At 71.2% G+C, this 21,537-nt stretch carries 17 protein-coding genes; 13 read left to right on the top strand and 4 right to left on the bottom strand.

All coding sequences use genetic code 11. The features are described 5' to 3' along the window. Positions 1–2 precede the first annotated feature (2 nt). The 4 genes from DMB42_RS23940 to gatB all read left to right on the top strand — a co-directional run bounded on the left by DMB42_RS23940 (position 3) and on the right by gatB (position 4,822). On the top strand, positions 3–1,448 hold the full coding sequence (locus DMB42_RS23940; RefSeq protein ID WP_125637211.1) for an ATP-binding protein: 1,446 nt from the start codon (positions 3–5) through the stop codon (positions 1,446–1,448). 97 nt (positions 1,449–1,545) lie between these two features. Next, positions 1,546–1,845, top strand: coding sequence for an Asp-tRNA(Asn)/Glu-tRNA(Gln) amidotransferase subunit GatC (gene gatC / locus DMB42_RS23935; protein WP_101787882.1), 300 nt, complete (start codon positions 1,546–1,548; stop codon positions 1,843–1,845). Further along, positions 1,842–3,332, top strand: a complete 1,491-nt coding sequence (gene gatA / locus DMB42_RS23930; protein WP_125637210.1) for an Asp-tRNA(Asn)/Glu-tRNA(Gln) amidotransferase subunit GatA — start codon at positions 1,842–1,844, stop codon at positions 3,330–3,332. The genes gatC and gatA overlap by 4 nt, the downstream gene beginning before the upstream one ends. Before the next feature lie 2 nt (positions 3,333–3,334). After that, a complete protein-coding gene (gene gatB / locus DMB42_RS23925) occupies positions 3,335–4,822 on the top strand; it encodes an Asp-tRNA(Asn)/Glu-tRNA(Gln) amidotransferase subunit GatB (RefSeq protein WP_125637316.1) in 1,488 nt (495 codons plus the stop codon). A 98-nt stretch (positions 4,823–4,920) separates the two neighbouring features. Here gatB and DMB42_RS23920 read toward each other — a convergent pair whose 3' ends face one another. From DMB42_RS23920 to DMB42_RS23910, 3 genes are read right to left on the bottom strand one after another with little or no spacing between them, the layout of a single operon-like run. After that, positions 4,921–6,444: a tripartite tricarboxylate transporter permease gene (locus DMB42_RS23920; RefSeq protein WP_125637209.1), complete on the bottom strand. Its 1,524-nt coding sequence runs from the start codon at positions 6,442–6,444 to the stop codon at positions 4,921–4,923. A 1-nt stretch (position 6,445) separates the two neighbouring features. Next, entirely contained in the window at positions 6,446–6,931 is a 486-nt protein-coding gene (locus tag DMB42_RS23915) for a tripartite tricarboxylate transporter TctB family protein (protein ID WP_125637208.1), read from the bottom strand. After that, a complete protein-coding gene (locus DMB42_RS23910) occupies positions 6,931–7,902 on the bottom strand; it encodes a tripartite tricarboxylate transporter substrate binding protein (protein ID WP_125637207.1) in 972 nt (323 codons plus the stop codon). The genes DMB42_RS23915 and DMB42_RS23910 overlap by 1 nt, the downstream gene beginning before the upstream one ends. Positions 7,903–8,047: 145 nt before the next feature. Here DMB42_RS23910 and DMB42_RS23905 point away from each other — a divergent pair, with 145 nt between their 5' ends. From DMB42_RS23905 to DMB42_RS23895, 3 genes are all read left to right on the top strand, one after another. Beyond that, positions 8,048–9,655, top strand: a complete 1,608-nt coding sequence (locus DMB42_RS23905; RefSeq protein WP_260477895.1) for a sensor histidine kinase — start codon at positions 8,048–8,050, stop codon at positions 9,653–9,655. After that, positions 9,652–10,314, top strand: coding sequence for a response regulator (locus tag DMB42_RS23900; protein WP_125637206.1), 663 nt, complete (start codon positions 9,652–9,654; stop codon positions 10,312–10,314). The genes DMB42_RS23905 and DMB42_RS23900 overlap by 4 nt, the downstream gene beginning before the upstream one ends. Positions 10,315–10,514: 200 nt before the next feature. Next, a complete protein-coding gene (locus tag DMB42_RS23895) occupies positions 10,515–12,404 on the top strand; it encodes a VanW family protein (RefSeq protein WP_125637205.1) in 1,890 nt (629 codons plus the stop codon). 32 nt (positions 12,405–12,436) lie between these two features. Here the strand turns inward: DMB42_RS23895 and DMB42_RS23890 are convergent, their stop codons facing one another. Continuing rightward, a complete protein-coding gene (locus tag DMB42_RS23890) occupies positions 12,437–13,483 on the bottom strand; it encodes a sorbosone dehydrogenase family protein (protein WP_125637204.1) in 1,047 nt (348 codons plus the stop codon). Between the two features lie 38 nt (positions 13,484–13,521). Here DMB42_RS23890 and DMB42_RS23885 point away from each other — a divergent pair, with 38 nt between their 5' ends. The 6 genes from DMB42_RS23885 to DMB42_RS23860 all read left to right on the top strand — a co-directional run bounded on the left by DMB42_RS23885 (position 13,522) and on the right by DMB42_RS23860 (position 21,462). Continuing rightward, on the top strand, positions 13,522–14,427 hold the full coding sequence (locus DMB42_RS23885) for a 2-hydroxyacid dehydrogenase (RefSeq protein WP_125637203.1): 906 nt from the start codon (positions 13,522–13,524) through the stop codon (positions 14,425–14,427). A 235-nt stretch (positions 14,428–14,662) separates the two neighbouring features. Then, positions 14,663–17,278 (top strand): bifunctional diguanylate cyclase/phosphodiesterase, encoded by a 2,616-nt coding sequence (locus DMB42_RS23880; protein ID WP_260477894.1) that lies wholly within the window; start codon positions 14,663–14,665, stop codon positions 17,276–17,278. Positions 17,279–17,485: 207 nt separating this feature from the next. Further along, entirely contained in the window at positions 17,486–19,225 is a 1,740-nt protein-coding gene (locus tag DMB42_RS23875) for an acetolactate synthase large subunit (protein ID WP_125637202.1), read from the top strand. After that, a complete protein-coding gene (ilvN, locus tag DMB42_RS23870; protein WP_125637201.1) occupies positions 19,218–19,742 on the top strand; it encodes an acetolactate synthase small subunit in 525 nt (174 codons plus the stop codon). The genes DMB42_RS23875 and ilvN overlap by 8 nt, the downstream gene beginning before the upstream one ends. A 23-nt stretch (positions 19,743–19,765) precedes the next feature. Continuing rightward, positions 19,766–20,749, top strand: coding sequence for a ketol-acid reductoisomerase (ilvC, locus tag DMB42_RS23865; protein ID WP_125637313.1), 984 nt, complete (start codon positions 19,766–19,768; stop codon positions 20,747–20,749). A gap of 137 nt (positions 20,750–20,886) precedes the next feature. Then, positions 20,887–21,462, top strand: a complete 576-nt coding sequence (locus DMB42_RS23860) for a bifunctional 2-polyprenyl-6-hydroxyphenol methylase/3-demethylubiquinol 3-O-methyltransferase UbiG (RefSeq protein ID WP_260477893.1) — start codon at positions 20,887–20,889, stop codon at positions 21,460–21,462. Positions 21,463–21,537: the final 75 nt, after the last annotated feature.

Genomic DNA, 21,537 nt, shown 5'->3' with positions numbered 1-21,537 from the left:
TCTTGATCCCGAAGCCTGAACGGATCTTCGCGCGCGACTCCGAGTGGGAGGCCCTGTCCGCCTTCGTCGAGCGTTCCGGTCCCAGGCCCCGGCCCCGGCTCGGCGTCGTCAGCGGCAGGCGCCGCCAGGGCAAGACGTTCCTGGTCGAGTCGCTCGCGCGCAAGACGGACGGCTTCTACTTCGGCGCGACGGAGGGCACCCCGACCGAGTCGCTGAACCTCTTCGCCGCCGCTCTGGCCCGGTACGTGGGGGCTTCGGCGCCGTTCCGGTTCACGACCTGGGACGAGGCGATCAGCCAGCTCTTCGCCGTCAGCGCCGAGCGTCGCGCACTCATGGTGATCGACGAGTTCCCCTACCTCAGCAAGGCGTCGCCAGCCCTGCCCTCGATCATCCAGCAGGCCGTCGACCGGGCCGTCTTCGACGAAGTGCCGGCGTCCCTGTTGTTGTGCGGCTCGGCGATGTCCGTGATGGGCCGGCTCCTGGCAGGGAACGCGCCGTTGAGGGGCCGGGCTTCCATGGAGCTCGTGGTCCGGCCGTTCGACTATCGCCTCGCTGCCCGCTACTGGGGGATCACCGATCCGCAGCTGGCCGTGAAGGTGCACGCGGTCACCGGCGGCACCCCCGCGTACCTGCCCCTGGCCAACGACGACAGGCCGGACGGCCCGGAGGACTTCGACGCCTGGGTGCGGCGCACGGTGCTCTCGCCCTCGACCCCGCTCTTCAAGGAGGCCCGCTACCTCCTCGAGGAGGAGGCGGAGGTGCGGGACTCCGCCATGTACAAGTCCGTGCTGGCGGCCGTGGCCACCGGGAACGGCACCCGAGGCGGCATCGCGAACTACGTGGGCCGCAAGGCGTCCGACATCGGCCACCACCTCAACGTGCTGGAGGACAGCAGCCTGCTGCGCAGGGAGGTGGACGTCTTCCGCTCCTCGCGGTCGGTCTACCGCGTGTGTGAGCCGCTCATCCACTTCTACGAGGTCGTGATGCGGCCCCAGTGGGGGCCGCTGGAGAGCGGCCGGGCCGAGTACGTGTGGCAGGACGGCCGGGCCGGCTTCAGCGACCAGGTGCTCGGCCCGCATTTCGAGGAGATGTGCCGTCAGTTCGTCGCGCTGGAACCCGAGGTCTTCGGCGAGTCGCCCGGCGAGATCGGCGCGGGAACCGTCGTCGATCCCGTACGGCACGAGCAGATCCAGATCGACGTCGCGGTCTTCGCGCCCGCGATGCGCGGCGAGCACAGGCGCGTGTTGTCACTGGGCGAGGTGAAATGGGGCAAGGCCATGGGACCCCGGCACGTGGCCCGGCTCAGGAGGGCGCGGGATCTGCTGGACGCCAAGGGGTACGACGTCAGGGACATCAAGCTGGTGTGTTACAGCGGCGTGGGATTCGACGCCGCGACGGCCCGGGAGAGCGACGTGGTGGCGATCGGCCTGAAGGAGCTCTACGGGTGAGTGTGTTTCCGGCGGGTTAAGGGTTCGGGCCTGCGGCGTCAGGCCCCCTAGGATGGCAGTGTCCCAAACTCCATCCACGAAACGGGTTCAACGACTCATGTCCGCCATAACCCGCGACGAGGTCGCCCACCTGGCCCGGTTGTCCAGGCTGGCGCTCACCGACGACGAGCTCGACCACTACGCCACCCAGCTCGATGCCATCATCGAGTCGGTCGCGAAGGTGGCCGAGGTCGCCGCCGAGGACGTGCCGCCTTCGTCGCACGCGCTTCCGCTGACCAATGTCTTCCGTGCCGACGAGGTGCGACAGTCCCTGACGCCCGAGCAGGCCCTTTCCGGCGCTCCCGCCGTCGAGGACGACCGCTTCCGTGTGCCGCGCATCCTCGGGGAGGAGGCATGAGTCTGATCCGCAAGACCGCCGCCGAGCTCGGCGCGATGATCGCCGCGGGTGAGGTGTCGGCCGCCGAGGTGGCCGAGGCGCACCTCGACCGCATGGCCGAGGTGGAGCCCAAGGTCCAGGCGTTCCTGCACGTCGACCGGGAGACGACCCTTGAGCAGGCGCGGGCGGTCGACGCCCGGCTGCGCGCGGGCGAGAAGCTCGGGCCGCTGGCCGGGGTGCCGATCGCCCACAAGGACATCTTCGCCACCCGCGACATGCCGACCACGGCCGGGTCCAAGATCCTCGAAGGGTGGCGGCCGCCGTACGACGCGACGGTGACGGCGCGCCTGCGCGAGGCCGGGCTGGTCATCCTCGGCAAGACGAACCTCGACGAGTTCGCCATGGGCTCCTCCACGGAGAACTCCGCCTACCACCCGACCCGCAACCCGTGGGACCTGAACCGGGTGCCGGGCGGCTCGTCCGGCGGGTCCAGCGCGGCCGTGGCCGCCTACGAGGCGCCGCTGTCCACCGGCACCGACACCGGCGGCTCGATCCGCCAGCCCGCCGCCGTCACGGGCATCGTGGGCATGAAGCCGACCTACGGCGGCTCGTCCCGTTACGGGCTGATCGCGTTCGCGAGCTCGCTCGACACGCCGGGGCCGTTCGCGCGCAACGTGCTCGACGCGGCCCTGCTGCAGGAGGCGTTCTCCGGGCACGACCCGATGGACTCCACGTCGATCGACGCGCCGGTCCCGAGCGTGGTCGAGGCGGCCCGCAACCCCGACGTGTCCGGCATGCGGATCGGCGTCGTCAAGGAGTTCGGCGGCGAGGGCTACCAGCCGGGCGTGCTGGCCCGCTACAACGAGGTCGTCAAGCTGCTGGAGTCGCTGGGCGCCACCGTGGTCGAGGTGTCCTGCCCGTCGTTCACGACCGCGCTGCCGGCGTACTACCTGATCGCGCCGTCGGAGTGCTCGTCCAACCTGGCCCGCTTCGACGCCATGCGTTACGGCCTGCGCGTCGGCGACGACGGCACCCGCAGCGCCGAGGAGGTCATGGCGCTGACCCGGGCCGCCGGGTTCGGCCCCGAGGTCAAGCGGCGCATCATGCTGGGCACGTACGCGCTGTCCAGCGGCTACTACGACGCCTACTACGGCCAGGCGCAGAAGGTGCGCACGGTCATCTCGCGGGAGTTCCAGGCGGCCTACGAGCAGGTCGACGTGCTGGTCTCGCCGACCACGCCGACGACGGCGTTCCAGATCGGCGAGCGCGCCGACGACCCGATGGCGATGTACCTCGCCGACCTGTGCACCATCCCGTCCAACCTCGCGGGCAACGCGGCCATCTCGGTGCCGTGCGGTCTGGCCGACGAGGACAACCTGCCGGTCGGCCTGCAGATCATGGCCCCGGTTCTGGCCGACGACCGTTGCTACCGCGTCGGCGCCGCCGTCGAGAAGGCCCTGGAGAGCCGCTGGGGCGGCCCGCTGCTGAAGGAGGCCCCGTCGCTATGACCATGGTCTATGACGAAGCGCTCGACAAGTACGAGCCGGTGCTCGGGCTGGAGACGCACGTCGAGCTCGGCACCAAGTCGAAGATGTTCTGCGGGTGCAAGACCACCTTCGGCGCCCCGGCCAACACGCAGGTCTGCCCGACCTGTCTCGCGCTGCCCGGTTCGCTGCCCGTGGCCAACGCCATGGCCATCGAGTCGACGATCCGCATCGGCCTCGCGCTGAACTGTTCGATCGCCGAGTGGTGCAGGTTCGCCCGGAAGAACTACTTCTATCCGGACATGCCGAAGAACTACCAGATCTCCCAGTACGACGAGCCGCTCTGCTTCGACGGCTACGTCGACGTCGAGGTCGGCGGCGAGATCGTGCGCATCGAGATCGAGCGGGTGCACCTGGAGGAGGACACCGGCAAGTCCACCCACGTGGGCGGCGCGACCGGCCGCATCCACGGGGCCGACTACTCGATCGTCGACTACAACCGCGCGGGCATCCCGCTGGTGGAGATCGTCACCAAGCCCATCCCGGGCACCGACCGGCTCGCGCCGGAGGTGGCCAAGGCGTACGTCACCGAGCTGCGCGAGATCATGCGCTCGCTCGGCGTGTCCGACGTGCGCATGGAGGAGGGCTCGCTGCGCTGCGACGTCAACGTCTCGCTCATGCCGCGCGGGGCCTCGGAGTGGGGCACCCGCACCGAGACCAAGAACGTCAACTCGCTGCGCAGCGTCGAGCGGTCGGTGCGCAGCGAGATCGAGCGCCAGGCGGGCGTGCTCGCCGGCGGCGGCAAGATCACGCAGGAGACGCGCCACTTCCACGAGGACACCGGCACCACCACGTCGGGCCGGTCCAAGGAAGAGGCGCAGGACTACCGGTACTTCCCGGAGCCCGACCTCGTGCCGATCGAGCCCGACCCGGCGTGGGTGGCCGAGCTGAAGGCGGCCCTGCCCGAGCTGCCGTCGGTCAAGCGCAAGCGGCTGCAGACCGAGTGGGGGTTGTCCGACCTCGACATGCAGGCCATGCACAACGCCGACGCGATCGACCTGGTCGAGGCCACGGTCGCGGCAGGCGCCCCGGCGGCCGACGCCCGCAAGTGGTGGATGGGCGAGCTGGCGCGGCGCGCCAACGAGAGCGGTGTCGCGCTGGCCGAGCTGCCCATCACGCCGGCCCAGATCGCCAGGGTCACCGAGCTGGTGGCCTCGGGCGCGCTCAACGACAAGCTCGCCCGCGAGGTGCTCGAAGGCGTGCAGGCCGGCGAGGGCACCCCTGACGAGGTGGTCGCGGCGCGCGGGCTGCAGATCGTCAACGACGAGGGCGAGCTGGCGGCCATCATCGACCAGGTGCTGGCCGACAACGCCGACGCGGCCGAGAAGGTGCGTTCCGGGAAGATCGCGGCGGCCGGCGCCCTGGTGGGCGGCGTGATGAAGGCCAGCCGTGGCAAGGCCGACGCGGCCCGGGCCCGTCAGCTCATCCTGGAGAAGCTGGGCGTCTCGGAGTAACCCGACCGCCGCTGGGAAGGCAGCGGCCCCACCGATCCGGACATATCGGCGGGGCCACCCCAAGAACCATCAGGGGGTCTTCCCAGCGGCGAGCCAGGTCAGTCCTCGCGTGACACGGGCGTGATCGCATCGACGCCCCGGCGTGCCATCAGCCGCCGTACCAGCGGGGTCAGCAGGGCGAGCAGGGCAAGGGCGAGGAGCACGGCCGCGATCGGGCTGCGTACCAGCACGCTCACGTCGCCCGCGCCGATCGCCAGCGCGCGGCGGAGCTGGATCTCGGCCATCGGCCCGAGGATCATGCCGATCACGGCGGGCGCGACGGGCAGGCCGAAGCGGCGCATGGAGAACCCGAGCAGCCCGAGGACGTAGAGGACGAACAGGTCCACGACGGTGCCGTTCAGGGCGTAGACGCCGAGTGCGGCGAACAGCACGATCCCGGCATACAGGTACGGCCGGGGCACGCGGAGAACGCGGGCCCACAGGGGCGCGAGCGGCAGGTTCAGCACGAGCAACATCGTGTTGCCGACGAACAGCGAGGCGATCATCGCCCACACCAGGGCCGGGTTGTGGTCGAAGAGCTGCGGGCCGGGTTGCAGGCCGTACTGCTGGAAAGCGGCCAGCAGGATGGCGGCCGTGGCCGACGTGGGCAGGCCCAGCGTGAGCAGCGGGACCAGGGTTCCGGCCGCCGAGGCGTTGTTGGCCGCCTCGGGGCCCGCGACGCCCTCGATGGCGCCCTTGCCGTACTCCTCCTTGGCCACCCCTCGGGCCAGGCGCTTCTCGGCCGCGTACGACAGGAACGTGGGGATCTCCGCGCCCCCGCCGGGCAGCGCGCCGAACGGGAACCCGAGCGCGGTCCCGCGCAACCACGGCAACCACGAGCGCCGCCAGTCGGCGCGGCCCATCCACGCCCGGCCCACGGGCACCACCTCGGGCACGGCGTGCCGCAGCCGGGAGGCCACGTACAGGGCCTCGCCGAGCGCGAACAGGCCCACCGCGACGATCACCACGTCGATGCCGTCGAGCAACTGCGGTACGCCCAGCGTGAGCCGCGCCTGACCGGTCTGCTGGTCGATGCCGATCAGCCCGATCACCAGCCCCAGCCCCAGCGAGGCCAGCCCGCGCACGACCGAGCGGGACAACACCGACGACACGGCGGTGAAGGCCAGGATTGCCAGCGCGAAGTAGTCCTCGGGGCCGAAGGAGATCGCGAAACTCACCACGGCGGGCGCGGCCACCACCAGCAGCGCGGTGGCGATCGTGCCCGCCACGAACGACCCGACGGCCGCCGTGGCGAGGGCCTGCGCCGCCCGGCCGCGCCTGGCCATCTTGTTGCCCTCCAGGGCGGTGATCATGGAGGAGGACTCGCCGGGCGTGTTGAGCAGGATGGACGTGGTCGAGCCGCCGTACATGCCGCCGTAGTAGATGCCGGCGAACATGATGAACGCGCTGGCCGGCGGCACGGTGAAGGTGATCGGCAGCAGCAGCGCCACGGTCATCGCCGGCCCGATCCCGGGCAGCACGCCGACCAGGGTGCCGAGGGTGACGCCGATCAGGGCGTACAGGAGGTTGACGGGGGTGAGGGCGGCGGCGAAGCCGTCCATGAGGAGCTGGAGGGAGCCCATCTCACATCACCCCGCCGAGCGGGCCGGCCGGCAGCGAGACGCCGAGGCCCTTGACGAACAGCAGGTACGTCGTCACGCCCAGGACCACGGCCACCACGGCGGCCCGCAGCCTCTGCTCGGCCCCGAGGGCGACCGACAGGCCGAAGAACAGCAGGCTCGCGCCGATGACCCAGCCGAGCACGTCGAGGAGCGCGGCGAAGGCCAGGAAGATGCCGCTGACCAGGCCGACGCTGCGCCAGTCGGTGGGCGCGGCGGCGTCCACGTCCTCGCTCTCCTCGGGGTCGCCGTGGCCGCCGCGCAGCACGTCGATCACGTAGAACGCGCCGATCAGCACCATCGCGCCGCCGACCAGCATGGGGAAGAAGCGCGGCCCGAGGCCGAGCTGGGAGGCCGCGGCCGAGACGTCGAGCGTGCCGATCACCACGAACACGCCCAGCCCCAGCACCACGACCGCCAGCCCGAGTTCGGGCCGCCACCGGCGAGCCATCAGGACACGAGCCCCATTTCGGCGATGATGCCCTTGACCTTGGTCTCCTCGGACTTCAGGTACTCGGCGAACTGCGGGCCGGTCTGGAAGGAGTCGATCCAGCCGTTCTTGGCGACGGCTTCCTTCCACGGCTGGGAGTCGTGCATCTTGGTGACCAGGTCGGTCAGGGACTTGGCGGCGGCCTCGGCCAGGCCGCCGGGGGCGACGAAGCCGCGCCAGTTGGCCAGCTCGACGTCCAAACCGCCCTCCTTCATGGTCGGCGCGTCGAGGCCGGCCACGCGCGAGCCGCTGCTGACGGCCAGCGCCCGCAGCTTGCCGGACTTCACGTGCTCGGCGAACTCGCCGACGCCCGAGATGCCCGCGCTGACCTTGTTGCCCAGCAGCGCGTTGAGCGCCTCGCCGCCGCCGGAGTGCGCGATGTAGTTGACCTGCTTGGGGTCCACGCCGGCGGCCTTGGCCATCAGCCCGGCCACGATGTGGTCGGTGCCGCCGGCCGAGCCGCCCGCCACGGAGACCTTCGCCGGGTCGGCCTTCCACGCGGCCACCATGTCGGCCAGCGTCCTGAACGGGGAGGCCGCCGGGACGACGACGATCTCGTACTCCTCGGTCAGCTTGGCGATGGGCGTGGTCTCGGCCAGGGTGACCTTCGACTTGTTCTGCTCGATGGCGCCCACCATGACCAGGCCCATCGTCATCAGCAGGTTGCCGTTGCCCTTCTCGCCGGCGAGCTGGGCCAGGCCGATCGTGCCGCCCGCGCCCGGCACGTTGTAGACCTCGACCTTGCGTCCCGGGTCGGCCGTCTTGAGCGCCTGCTCGGCCGTGCGCCCGGTCTGGTCCCAGCCGCCGCCGGCCGCCGCGGGCGCCATGATCCGCAGGGACGCGTTGCCGCCGGAGGCGCCGGGCCCGCCGCAGCCGGACACGGCGGTGACGGAGAGTGCCGCCAGGACGGCGGCGAATACGCGCAAGCGCATGATCACTCCAAGGGGGGATGCTCACAGTCGTAGGGCTGCGATGGTGATGCCCCCGGCCCGCCCGGTCGAGGCTTTGGACGGTTGCCGTCGTAGTGGTCGTATTGGTCGCGACCTGGCCGTGACCTGGCTTTGTTTCCATGTGGGCGTGCGCAGGGTAACTGACGCCCCCCTCGGGACCCAGTTGTTCGTGCTCCAGACGGTGATCGTGCTGCTCGCCGTCGGTGGCACGGCAGGCGTGTGGGCCGGGCACACGCGCGAGCAGCTCGACGCGCTGCACCAGCAGCGCGCCCTGGCCATCGCCCAGTCGGTGGCCGCCCTTCCGCAGGTACGCGACGCCTTCAGGCTGGAGAATCCGGAGTCGGTGCTGCAACCGCTGGCGCTCAGCGTCCAGCACGAGACCGGAGCCGACTACGTGGCCATCGCCAACGCCCAGCAGAAGCGTTACGCCCATCCCAACGCCGCCCTGATCGGCAAGCGGCTGTCCACCGACGGCACGGCGGTCCTGCGTACGGGCCGGAGCTGGGTCGGCACCGAGACCGGCACGATCGGCACCACGGTCAGGGGCAAGACCCCCATCCGCGACGAATACGGCAACATCATCGGCCTGGTCTCGGTCGGCGTGCTCCAGACCACGGTCACCGGCCAGCTCGGCGGCGCGCTGCCGCCGCTGATCTGGACCGCGCTGGCCGTGCTGCTGGCCGGGCTGGCACTGGCCGCGCTGATCACCGCACGGGTGCGCAGGCAGACGTTCGGGCTGGAGCCGCGGGAGATCGCCGCCCTGCTGGAGCAGCGCGAAGGCGTGCTGCACGGCGTGAAGGAGGGTGTGCTGGCCCTCGACCTGGCCGGGCGGGTCACGCTGGTCAACGACGCCGCCCGCGACCTGCTCGGCGACCTCGGGACCGACGTGAGCAGCATGCCGGTCTCCGAGCGCATGCGCGACGTGCTGACCGGCGACGACCCCGGCGAGGACCGTGTGGTGCTGCACGGCGACCGCGTGCTGGTGCTCAACCGCACCCCGGTCTCCGTACGCGGCCGCCATCGCGGCTGGGTCGTCACCCTGCGTGACCGTACCGAGCTGGTCCGCCTGGCCCGCGAACTGGACGACACCAGCAGCGCGACCGAGGCCCTGCGTGCCCAGGCCCACGAGTTCGCCAACCGCATGCACACCGTCGTCGGCCTGCTGGAACTGGGCGAGCACGAGGCCGCGATCGGCTTCATCACCCGTACCGCGGGCGGCACGTACGCCACCGGCCTGCGCGAGCGCGTCCAGGACCCGACGCTGGCCGCGTTGCTGCTGGCCAAGTCCGCCGAGGCGGCCGAGCGCGGGGCGCGGCTGGTGCTCTCGGAGGACTCCGCCGTGCCCGAGGGCGCGCTCGGTGACCCGCAGGACGCCGTCCTGGTGGTCGGGAACCTGGTCGCCAACGCGATCGATGCGCTCGACGGCGCGGGCGGCACGATCGAGGTGTCGGTCGTGGCCGACGCGCGGGGGTTGCACGTCCGGGTCGGCGACTCCGGCCCCGGCATCACCCCGGAGCTGGTGGAGGAGGTCTTCAGGGAGGGCTTCACCACCAAGGCCGCCCATTCGGGGCCGCGCGGCCTCGGCCTGGCCCTGACCCGGCAGGCGTGCCTGCGCCGGGGCGGCTGGGTCCGGGTGCGCGACGCGGGCGGGACCGGGCGCGACACGGGCGGGGCCGCGCGGGAGGCGGGCGGGGCCGTGTTCACCGCTCTGCTGCCCGCCGAGGTGCGCGCGTGAACGACGTACGGGTCCTGGTGGTGGACGACGACTTCATGGTGGCCCGCATCCACAGCGGGTACGTCTCGCGGGTGCCCGGCTTCGAGGTCGTCGCCGTGGCCCATGGCGGGGCCGACGCGCTCGCCGCCGTGGCCGAGCTCCGGCCCGATCTGGTCCTGCTGGACATCTACCTGCCGGACATGTCCGGCCTGGAGGTGCTCAAGTCCCTCAACGACGTGGACGTCCTGATGATCAGCGCGGCCCGCGACGTGGCCACGGTACGGGAGGCCATGCGCGGCGGCGCGGTCAACTACCTGATCAAGCCGTTCACCGCCGCCGCGCTCGCCGAACGCCTCCGCCAGTACGCCGAGACCCGCCGCCGGCTCACCGCGATCGGCCCCCAGGCCCGCCAGGACGACGTCGACCGGCTCTTCGGCGCGCCCAAACAGGCCGCCCCGATGCCCAAGGGCCTGTCGCGGGCCACCTGCGCGCTGGTGGCCGAGGCGCTGCGCGACGCCGGGGGAGACCTGTCGGCGGCCGAGGCGGCCGAGCTGACGGGCCTGTCGAGGGTCAGCGCGCGCCGATACCTGGAGCACCTGTGCGCCTCGGGCCGGGCCGAGCTCCACCCCAGGTACGGCACCGCCGGACGCCCGGAACATCGCTACCGGTGGCTAGGTTGACACACTTCCGTAGTCATTTCTCGTGACATAGTCGGATACTCGTGCCTTACTGTTGCCTGAGACTTGGCTGCGGACCGGGAGGAGATTGAGGCGTGCGAAACGCCGGACCGATCGAATCACCGACCGACCCGTTCGCCTCGGTGCCAATGCCCACGTCGGGTGTCTCCAAGAAGCCGCGGATCGAAGGATTACCTCCGGGTGTGTCCCGGGACATCTTCGGCCCGCAGGACCAGCAGGAGCCCCGGCCGGCCCAAGGACCGAGCGCGCCCGGCGGTCAGACCGGCGGAGCTCTGCCACCGAAGGCGCCGCCCGCCCAGCCGTGGCCGATGAAGGACAAGGATCCCGCCGCGCCGCCCGCCCCCGTGTTCGGCGGCGGAGGCGGCAGGCGGCCGCCCTCCTTCGAGCCGGAGCCCGTCCGCCGGCGGCGCCTGCTGCCCGGGGTGCTCGTGCTCGTGATCGTCCTGGCCACGCTGGCGTACGTGGTGCCCGCCGTGATGATGTCCGGGGCCGTGCTGCGCGGCACCCGGGTCGCGGGCGTGGAGATCGGCGGCCTGACCGTCACCCAGGCGGCCGACAAGCTGCGTACCGAGCTGGACGCCAAGCTCAGCAAGCCGGTCACGGTGAACATCGGCAGCAAGAGGGACACGATCCAGCCCGACGAGGCCGGACTCGAACTCGACGTCGTCGGCACCATCGGGCAGGCCCCCAGCGGCTTCCCGGGCCCCGTGGAGGTCTGGCGCGGCCTGACCGGCAAGACCGACGTCCAGCCCAAGGTGACCATCGACTCCTCCCAGCTCACCAGGACCGTCGAGGGCCTGGCCGAAGGCGTGGACAAGCAGGCCCGCGAGGGCAGGGTGGCCTTCTCCGGGCTGGTGCCGAAGGCCCGCATGCCCGAGGACGGCACGCTCCTCGACCGGGACGACGCCGTGCGCCGGATCGGCGAGGCGTTCCTGCGCGGCGGCGGCTCGGTGGCGCTCACCATGAGCCCGGCCAAGCCCGCCACCGCGACAGAGGCCGTCGAGTCGGCCCTGGCCGATGCCAGGAAGGCCGTCTCCGCGCCGGTCACGCTGACCCTCGCGGGCAAGCAGGCCCAGCTCACCCCGGCCATGATCGCCGCCCACCTGACGTACGTGCCCGACGGCGACGGGGCGCTGGCCCCCCAGTTCGACGCCCAGGCCGCGCTCGCGCCGGTGGAGGGCGGCCTGGTGGACGCCACGCAGCAGCCGCGCGACGCGACATACCAGATCGTGGGCGGCAAGCCGGTCCTGGTGGCCGCGCGCAAGGGCAGGGGCGTCAACGCCAAGCTGCTGGCCCGCGACGTCGAGAAGCTGCTCGCCTCGGGCGGCGCCCGGACGGTCGAGGTCAAGCTGGGCGTGGTCACCCCGGAGGTCACCACGAACCAGATCCGCGGCCTCGGCATCAAGGAGAACGTCGGCACGTTCAGCACGTCCTTCGACTGCTGCCCGGCCCGCGTCACCAACATCCGGCGCATGGCGCAGGACCTCGACGGCCGGCTGGTCAAGCCGGGGGAGACGCTCTCGCTCAACGAGGCGACCGGCGAGCGTACGGTCGAGGGCGGCTACGTCGAGGCCGGTCAGATCGTCGGCGGCCGGATGGTGAACATCGTCGGCGGCGGCGTCTCGCAGTTCGCCACCACGATGTACAACGCGGCCTTCCTCGGCGGGTTCGACCTCGTCGAGCACGAGCCCATGGACTACTACGCCTCCTCCTACCCCGCCGGGGGCGACGTGGCGCTGCTCTACCCCGACCGCGACCTCAAGTGGCGCAACGACTCCGAGTACGGCGTGCTGGTCAAGACCGCGACCACCGCCACGTCGGTCACCGTCACCCTGTGGAGCACCAAGCGGTACGACAAGATCGAGGCGGACGAGTCCGAACGGCGTGACCCCAAGCCGTTCGGCCGGGCGACCAGCACCGAGCCGGGCTGCGTGGCCACCATCGGCCAGCCGGGCTTCACCATCGACGTCACCCGCCTGTTCTACAAGGACGGCGAGGTCGTCAAGAAGGACAAGAAGCTGACCACGAAGTACCGGCCGCAGACCGCGCTCACCTGCGGCGCCGCCGGCTAGCGCGGCCGGACGGGCCGGGCCCGCCCGGCCCGTCAGGACGTCGGCACCGACAGGATGCGGTCGTCGCCGGGGCGTGGCGAGCCGCGGCCGTCCTTGTTGCTGGTGCTCACCCACAGGGTGCCGTCGGGGGCCGCGGTGCCCGCGCGGAGCCTGCCGTAGCGGCCGGCGAAGCGGGCCACCGGCATGCCGGGAGAGCCGTCCCGGCCCAGCGGCACCTGCCACAGCCGCTGGCCGCGCAGCGCGCCCACCCAGAGCGCGCCGTCCGCGTACGCCATGCCGGACGGCGAGGCCTCACCCGTGGGCCAGGTGAGGATGGGGTTGACGAACCGGGCGTCGTTCCCCTTGCCCTCGACCTTCGGCCAGCCGTAGTTGGCGCCCGGCCGGACGAGGTTGATCTCGTCGTAGGTGTTCGCGCCGAACTCCGAGGCGTACAGCCGGCCCGCGGTGTCCCAGGCCAGGCCCTGGACGTTGCGGTGGCCGTAGCTGTAGACCAGCGTGCCGAACGGGTTGCCGGGGGCGGGGGCGCCGTCCACGGTCATGCGCAGGATCTTGCCGCCGAGCGAGTCGCGCCGCTGGGCCATCTCGCGGTCGCCGGTCTCGCCGGTGGTGGCGTACAGGTAGCCGTCGGGGCCGAAGGCGAGCCGGCCGCCGTTGTGGATGCCGCCCTTGGGGATGCCCTCGACCAGGAGTTGTTCGTCGCCGAGGCCGTGGTCGCCGAGCTGGTGACGCACGATGCGGTTGTCCTGCTCGGTGGTGTAGTACAGGAAGACCTGCCGGTCCTTGACCGCCACGCCGAGCAGCCCGCCCTCGCCGCCGGGCCGCGCCTGGCCGATCCGGCCGAGCTCGGTGACCTTCCCAGCGGGGGTGACACGCAGGAGCCTGGCCGAGTCCCGTTCGGTGACCAGGGCGTCCCCGCCGGGCAGGAACGCGATCGCCCACGGCACGGCCAGCCCGGTCACCACGTCCTTGGGCGCGCCGGGGGCCACTCCGGCCGGGACTGCGGCCGTCGGGCGCACCTCGCCGCCGCCGGAGCAGGCGGTGACCGTGGCCAGTATCATGATCGTCCAGAGCTTCCTCATGTGTTCCATACTTCCCGCCGGGTCGTAAGGTTCTCGGCATGAAGATCTGGGTTCCGTCCGAGGCGGCGGCGGATGTTCTGTCTGACCTGCCTGGCGTCGAATGCGCGGTCTACGATGGTTCGGCCATGCCGGACGGCGTCGAGGACGTGGAGGTCTGGATCCCGCCGCTGGTCGTCGTGCCCGACGTGCCGGGCACGTTGGCGCGGATGCGCTCGTTGCGGCTGGTGCAGACCGTGACCGCGGGGGTGGAGCCGTACCGGCCGCACCTGCCCGAGGGCGTGGTGTTGTGCAACGCCCGCGGCGTGCACGACGCCGGCACCGCCGAGTGGGCGGTCGGCGCGATGATCGCGGTGCTCAGGGAGTTCCCCGGGTTCACCGACGCCCAGCGCAGGGGCGAGTGGACCTACCACCACACCGGCGTGCTCGCCGACTCCACCGTGCTCATCGTCGGCCACGGTTCCATCGGCGCGGCGGTCGAGCGGCGGCTGAGCGGCTTCGAGGTCGAGGTCGTCCGGGTGGCCAGGAGTGCGCGCGAGGGCGTCCATGCCATGGAGGAGCTGCCCGCGCTGCTGCCGGAGGCCGACGTCGTGGTCCTGCTCGTGCCCGCCACGCCCGACACGGCGGGCATGGTCGACGCCGCCTTCCTGGCCCGGATGAAGGACGGCGCCGTCCTGGTCAACGCGGCCAGGGGCGGCGTGGTCGACACCGAAGCCCTGATCGCCGAGCTGAAAACCGGTAGGCTACGCGCCGCGCTCGACGTCACCGCGCCCGAGCCGCTGCCCGAGGGCCACCCCCTCTGGAGCGCGCCGGGCGTGCTGATCACACCGCACGTCGCGGGCAGCACACCCGCGTCTGTACGGCGCACGTTGCGGCTGGTCCGCGAGCAGCTCGGGCGCTACCTGGCGGGCGAGCAGTTGATCAACGTCATTACCGACTCGTATTGAGAGGATTCCGGAACGTGGCTGGTCCGTGACCTTTCGTACGTACGGTGGCGTCTACAGAGGGTTCCTGACTCGCTGTCAAGGAACTCTTGGCGGAAATTGGTCTGTGTGGTTATCAGATCGGTGACGACATCGCCGTTGTCACCACCCGCGCGTCCGCGACCGCACACACTGGCGATGTGCCCGCCGGGCTTCGGCGGTCACTGACACAGGGTTCAAGACGGGATGGGCAACGACTGTGATCCGCTGGCGTGATCCACGAGCGCCGCTGGCAGCCGCCTCCGCGGCCGGGCCGGTGGCGTTCGCCGCTGCGCTCCTCGCGGACGGCCCGGCCTTGCTGACCGGGGCCGTGGCGGGAGGCGTGGCGGCCCTCGTCGCCGTCGCCTCGCTGCTGGTCGTCTCGATCAGGTCGGCCGAACACCGTTCGCTGGCGGTGGGCGCGCGCTGGATGGGCGGCGGCGCCGTCGTGTGGGCGGCGGGCGTGGCCCTGCGCTCGGTCGCCACGAGCTTCGTGGTCAGCTTCGCCGACCTGTTCGTCCTGCTCGGCACCGTGATCATCGCGGGCGGTGCGCTGATCGCCGCCGACCGCAGGTTCCCGGCCAAGGTCGTTTTAAGGCATCTCACGGACGCGTACCTGTGCGCGGCCTCGCTCTTCCTCATCGGCTGGGTGGTGGCCCTTCGCCACTACTACGAGGAGGCGGGCGACGCGCCCACCTTCGCGTTCGCCATGGTGCCGCCGATGATCGCGTTGCTGGTGACCTGCGGGGTGATCCCGTCGGTGCTCGCCAGCAGGGCGGGCTCCTGGCTGCTCGGCCTGGCCGGCGTGGGCGTGCTCGCCACCATGACCGTGGGCGGGCTGTCGGCCGCGATGGCCCGCCTGGCCGGCGACACGCCGCCGACGTGGACCGTCATGCTCGTACCCGTCGCGCTGCTGCTGCTCGCCGCCGTGCCGTGGGGGCCGCGGGCGCGGCCGGTCGGCGGCCCCGCCGTACGCAACGTGGTCGCGATGATGCCGCTGGCGCTCGTCGCCGTGGCCGCCTGCACGCTGCTGGCCCACCTCGCGGGCGCCCGTGCCGCGCAGCCGGTGACCGGCGTCGTGGTGGTCGCGGTCTCGGTGGTGCTGCTCCTGCTCGTACGCCTGTTCGTGCTCTCGGCCGCCTCCATCCGGCTGCGCGGCCTCGTCTCGCTGGGCGAGCGGCAACTGCGCGAACTGGCCGAGAGCACCGGCGACGTGGTGCTGCTGTGCGACTACGAGGGCGTCGTCCACGAGATCGGCCCCGGCGTCGAGGTCACCTACGGCTACCTGCCCGAAGACCTGGTCGGCGGCACGATCTTCGACTACATCCACCCCGAGGACGTCCCCGGCATCCAGGCCGCGATGCGCGCCATGACCACCGACGAGGAGGACACCGCGCCGGGCGCCTGCCTGATCGCCTGCCGGGTGCGCGCCGCCGACGGCACGTGGCGGCCCACCGAGTCCGTCGCCACCCGCCACATCGGCGGCGACGACCTCATGCTCGTCACCACCCGCGACGTCAGCGACGAGGAGGCCCTGCGCAACCAGGTCGCCCACCTGACCTTCCACGACGGCGTCACCGGCCTGCCCAACCGCGCCTACTTCGAGGAACGCACCCGCGAGGTGTTGTCGGGCCGTACGTCCGGCAACGTCGCGGTCATCTTCCTCGACCTCGACGGGTTCACCTCGGTCAACGACTCCGTCGGGCACGCCAGCGGCGACTACCTGCTCGGCCAGGCCGCCCGGCGGCTGCGCGGGGCCGTACGCGCCGACGACACGCTGGCCCGGTGGGGCGGCGACGAGTTCGCCGTGCTCGTGGAGACCGGCGGCGACGCGCAGATGGCCGTGGACATGGCCGAGCGCCTGGTACGCGCGGTCTCCCAGGAGCCGTTCCGGGTGGCCGACCGCGACGTGGCGCTGACCGCGAGCGTGGGCGTGGCCTTCACCGAGGACGGCCTGCCCGCGGGCGACCTGATGCGAAACGCCGATGTGGCGATGGCGCGTTCCAAGGAACTGGGCGGGCGGCGGGTCGAGGTGTTCGCCGCGCAGATGCACGCCGACGTGGTGCGCCGGCTGGAGCTGGCCGCCGACCTCCAGAGGGCGCTCATCGAGCAGCAGTTCGCCATCGAGTACCAGCCCGTGGTCGATCTGGCCACGTCGCGGGTGACCGCGGTGGAGGCGCTGGTGCGGTGGTGGCGCGGCTCGGTGTTCGTGCCGCCCGAGCAGTTCCTCGGCCCGGCCGAGGACACCGGGCTCATCGTGCCGCTGAGCGAGTGGATCCTGCGCGAGGCGTGCCGCGAGGTGGCCGCCTGGCGCGCCTCCTCCTGGGACATCGGCCTGTCGCTCAACCTGTCGGCCAGGCAGATCACCGCCCCCCGGTTCGTCGAGACCGTCGAGGAGGCGCTGGCCGAGAGCGACCGGCTGGCCTCCGCGCTCACCCTTGAGGTGATCGAGGAGATGCTCGTCGAGGACGCCGAGGAGACCATCAAGCGGCTGTCGGAGCTGCGTGCGCTGGGCGTACGCCTGGCGATCGACGACTTCGGCACCGGCTACGCCTCGCTGGCCTTCCTCCGTCAGCTCCCGGTCGACATGATCAAGATCGATCCGTCGTTCGTGTCCGGGCTGGGCAAGGACGACACGCTGACGCTGCTCACCCGGACGATCGTGCGGCTCGGCCACGACCTCGGTCTCATCGTGGTGGCCGAGGGCATCGAGCGGCCCGAGCAGCTCGAACTGCTGCGGGAGATGGGCTGCACCAGGGGGCAGGGTTTCCTGGTGGCCCGGCCGATGGCGGCCCGCGGAGTGGACACCCTGATGCGTACGAGTCTCACTGTTTGAGACTCGTGTTCCGCCAAGTTGACACCGGGGCGTTCTGAGCGGCTATGGTGTAAGCCATGCTTCGCAGTGAGATTCTCGTAGTACTTCGCCGGCGCGCAGGCCGATAGCGAAGCACTTCGACCTGCGCGCCGCCCCAGACCCACCTCCGCCGGTGGGAAGGGGCATTTTTTATGTCCTTAAGTGAGTAGCCACGCAAGGAACGAGCCGATGACCGAACGGATGACAGGTGCACAGGCCCTGGTGAGGGCGCTGGAGCACGTGGGAGTCGACACCGTGTTCGGGATCCCGGGCGGCGCGATTCTGCCCGCCTACGATCCCCTCTACGACTCGACCAAGGTCCGGCACGTGCTTGTACGGCACGAGCAGGGCGCCGGCCACGCGGCCGAGGGGTACGCGCAGGCCACCGGCAAGGTCGGGGTCTGCATGGCCACCAGCGGCCCCGGGGCCACCAACCTGGTGACGCCGATCGCCGACGCCTTCATGGACTCGGTGCCGATCGTCGCGATCACCGGCCAGGTGGCCGCGCCGATGATCGGCACGGACGCCTTCCAGGAAGCCGACATCTCCGGCATCACCATGCCGATCACCAAGCACAACTTCCTGATCACCGACCCGGCGGAGATCCCCCGGACGATCATGGAAGCGTTCCACATCGCCTCGACCGGCCGTCCCGGCCCGGTGCTGGTGGACATCTCCAAGGACGCGCTGCAGGCCCAGACCACCTTCTCCTGGCCGCCCGTCATGCAGCTCCCGGGCTACCGCCCGGTCACCAGGCCCCACTCCAAGCAGATCCGTGAGGCCGCCAAGCTGATCGCCGAGGCCCGCCGGCCCGTCCTGTACGTCGGCGGCGGCGTGCACAAGGCGGGCGCGGCGGCCGAGTTGCTGCAGCTCGCCGAGCTGACCGCCATCCCGGGCGTCACCACCCTGATGGCCCGTGGCACGTTCCCCGACAGCCACCCCCAGCACATGGGCATGCCGGGCATGCACGGTAGCGTCTCGGCCGTGGGCGCACTGCAGAAATCCGATCTGATCATCGGGTTGGGCGTGCGCTTCGACGACCGGGTGACCGGCGACCTGTCGTCGTTCGCGCCGGGGGCCAAGATCGTCCACGCCGACATCGACCCCGCCGAGATCTCCAAGAACCGGCACGCCGACGTGCCCATCGTGGGCGACTGCAAGGAGGTCATCAACGACCTCGTCGGCGCGATCCAGGCCTCGGGCCAGAAGGGCGACTACGCCGACTGGTGGACCACCCTGAACGGGTACAAGGAGACCTACCCGCTCGGCTACGAGACCTTCGAGGACGGCACGCTGGCTCCCCAGTACGTCATGGAGCGGCTGAGCGCCATCGCCGGTCCCGACGCGTACTACGTGTCCGGGGTCGGGCAGCACCAGATGTGGGCCGCGCAGTTCATCGACTACGAGAACCCGGGGACGTTCATCAACTCCGGCGGCCTCGGCACGATGGGCTTCGCCGTCCCGGCCGCCATGGGCGCGAAGATGGGCCGGCCGGACGCCACGGTGTGGGCCATCGACGGCGACGGCTGCTTCCAGATGACCAACCAGGAGCTGGCCACCTGCGCGCTGGAGGGCGTGCCGGTCAAGATCGCCGTCATCAACAACGGCAACCTCGGCATGGTCCGCCAGTGGCAGACGCTCTTCTACGAGGAGCGTTACTCCAACACCAATCTGCAGACGGCGCGTCGCATCCCGGACTTCGTCAAGCTGGCGGAGGCCTATGGTTGTGTGGGCCTGAGGTGTGAGCGCGCCGAGGACGTCGACGCGACCATCAAGAAGGCCATGGAGATCAACGACGTGCCGGTCGTGATCGACTTCGTCGTCCACCAGGACGCCATGGTCTGGCCCATGGTCGCGGCAGGCACGAGCAACGACGACATCAAGATCGCCCGTGACATGGCGCCGAAGTGGGAGAACGAGGATGAGTAGGCACACGCTGTCCGTGCTCGTGGAGAACAAGCCGGGCGTCCTCGCGCGTGTTTCAGCGCTGTTCAGCAGGCGGGGGTTCAACATCGACTCGCTCGCCGTCGGGCCCACCGAGCACGACGACATCTCGCGCATCACGATCGTGGTGAGCGTCGAGGAACTGCCCCTTGAGCAGGTCACCAAGCAGCTCAACAAGCTCGTCAACGTCCTGAAGATCGTCGAGCTCGACCCGTCGCAGTCCGTGCAGCGGGAGCTCATGCTGATCAAGGTGAAGGCCGACGCCGAGAACCGGTCGTCCGTGCTGGAACTCGTCAACCTCTTCCGGGCCCGCTGCGTGGACGTCGCGGCCGACGCCGTGACCATCGAGGTCACCGGCACTCCCGACAAGCTCGAGGCCTTCGTCAAGGTCCTCGAACCGTTCGGGATCAAGGAGCTCGTCCAGTCGGGCATGGTGGCCATCGGCCGCGGCGCCCGTTCCATCACCGACCGGTCCCTCAGGGCACTGGACCGTACCGCCTGAAAGGTTTTATAGAAGTGACCGAGATCTACTACGACGACCAGGCCGACCTGTCGATCATCCAGGGACGTCACGTGGCCGTGCTGGGGTACGGCAGCCAGGGCCACGCCCACGCGCTCTCCCTGCGTGACTCCGGCGTCGACGTGCGCGTCGGCCTCCCCGAGGGCTCCAAGAGCCGCGAGAAGGCGGAGAACGACGGGCTGCGGGTCGTCACCCCGGCCGAGGCGGTGGAGGAGGCCAACCTCACCATGATCCTCGCGCCGGACCACATCCAGCGCCACCTGTACGCCGAGCACGTCGCCCCCAACCTCGTCGAGGGCGACGCGCTGTTCTTCGGCCACGGCCTCAACATCCGCTACGGCCTCATCGAGGCGCCCGAGGGCGTCGACGTCTGCATGGTCGCCCCGAAGGGCCCGGGCCACCTGGTCCGCCGCCAGTTCGAGGCCGGCCGCGGTGTCCCGTGTCTCGTCGCCGTCGAGAAGGACGCCTCCGGCAAGGCCCTGGACCTGGCGCTGTCGTACGCCAAGGGCATCGGCGGCACCCGCGCCGGCGCGCTGCGCACCACCTTCACCGAGGAGACCGAGACCGACCTGTTCGGCGAGCAGGCCGTGCTGTGCGGCGGCGTCTCCGAGCTCATCAAGGCGGGCTTCGAGACCCTCATCGAGGCCGGCTACCAGCCGGAGGTCGCCTACTTCGAGTGCCTCCACGAGATGAAGCTCATCGTCGACCTCATGTACGAGGGCGGCATCTCCAAGATGTACTGGTCGGTCTCCGACACCGCCGAGTACGGCGGCTACACCCGCGGCCCGCGCGTCATCACCGACGAGACCCGTCAGGAGATGCGCCGCATCCTCGGTGAGATCCAGGACGGCACCTTCGCCCGGCAGCTCGTCGAGGAGTTCGACGGCGGCCAGAAGGACTTCACGCGCTACCGCGAGGAGCTGGCCGAGAACCCGATCGAGAAGACGGGCGCCAAGCTGCGCCCGATGATGAGCTGGCTCAAGGGCTGATCCGCTCGGCCGTATGCCGTCCGTCCCGTCACCGGGCGGGCGGCGTACGGCTTTTGCGGCTTTTACCGGGTTTTCGGCAGGTCGGATGGCATGATGCCGGGATGCCTTTCGATCACAACGATCACTACCATCGGGCGATGGTCCGGCTCGTGCCGAGCGGGGCCCGTACGGCGCTCGACGTCGGCTGCGGCACCGGCCGCTTCGCGCGGCGGCTCGCGGCCCGCGGGATCGAGGTCGACGCGGTGGACCCCTCGCCGGAGGTGATCGAGGCCGCCGGATCGCCGCCGGTGGACGGCGTGCGGTTCGTCTGCGCCGACGCCACCCGCATGGACCTGCCCGAGCGGCACTACGACTACATCTCCTGCCTGGCCAGCCTGCACCACATGCCGTTCGGGACGGTGTCGGCGTTCCGGGACGCGCTGGCGCCGGGGGGTGTGCTGGCCGTACTCGGGTGTTACGCCGAGCGGACGGCTTCCGACTTCGCCTGGAGCCTGGCCGCCGTGCCGGCCAACGCGGGCGCGCGGCTGGCCGTGGCGGCGCGGGAGCGGGCCACGGGGCGGCGGGCGGGGGCCGTACGGGCGCCCGTGCGGCCGCCTGAGACGTCCCTGGCGGACGTACGGCGGGAGGCGGCGGCGCTGCTGCCCGGCTTCAAGCTGCGCAGGCTGCTCTTCTGGCGCTATCTGCTGGTCTACCGCAAGGACGAGCACGCCTGAGCCTGACGGCCGCGCCTGAGCCCGGACGGGCACGTCTGAGCGCGACACGGGCACGTCTGAGCGCGACACGGGCAC

Origin of the sequence: Nonomuraea sp. WAC 01424 (genome assembly GCF_003947315.1) — a bacterium.
Taxonomy (GTDB): Bacteria; Actinomycetota; Actinomycetes; order Streptosporangiales; family Streptosporangiaceae; genus Nonomuraea; species Nonomuraea spiralis.
This window is presented reverse-complemented; position numbering and strand designations above follow the sequence as displayed.

Coding starts and splice junctions, on each gene's coding strand:
- gatC (WP_101787882.1), top strand. CDS start 1,546: ATGTCCGCCATAACCCGCGACGAGGTCGCCCACCTGGCCCGGTTGTCC.
- DMB42_RS23885 (WP_125637203.1), top strand. CDS start 13,522: ATGAAGATCTGGGTTCCGTCCGAGGCGGCGGCGGATGTTCTGTCTGAC.
- gatA (WP_125637210.1), top strand. CDS start 1,842: ATGAGTCTGATCCGCAAGACCGCCGCCGAGCTCGGCGCGATGATCGCC.
- DMB42_RS23920 (WP_125637209.1), bottom strand. CDS start 6,444: ATGGGCTCCCTCCAGCTCCTCATGGACGGCTTCGCCGCCGCCCTCACC.
- DMB42_RS23915 (WP_125637208.1), bottom strand. CDS start 6,931: ATGGCTCGCCGGTGGCGGCCCGAACTCGGGCTGGCGGTCGTGGTGCTG.
- gatB (WP_125637316.1), top strand. CDS start 3,335: ATGGTCTATGACGAAGCGCTCGACAAGTACGAGCCGGTGCTCGGGCTG.
- DMB42_RS23890 (WP_125637204.1), bottom strand. CDS start 13,483: ATGAGGAAGCTCTGGACGATCATGATACTGGCCACGGTCACCGCCTGC.
- DMB42_RS23860 (WP_260477893.1), top strand. CDS start 20,887: ATGGTCCGGCTCGTGCCGAGCGGGGCCCGTACGGCGCTCGACGTCGGC.
- DMB42_RS23875 (WP_125637202.1), top strand. CDS start 17,486: ATGACCGAACGGATGACAGGTGCACAGGCCCTGGTGAGGGCGCTGGAG.
- ilvN (WP_125637201.1), top strand. CDS start 19,218: ATGAGTAGGCACACGCTGTCCGTGCTCGTGGAGAACAAGCCGGGCGTC.
- DMB42_RS23910 (WP_125637207.1), bottom strand. CDS start 7,902: ATGCGCTTGCGCGTATTCGCCGCCGTCCTGGCGGCACTCTCCGTCACC.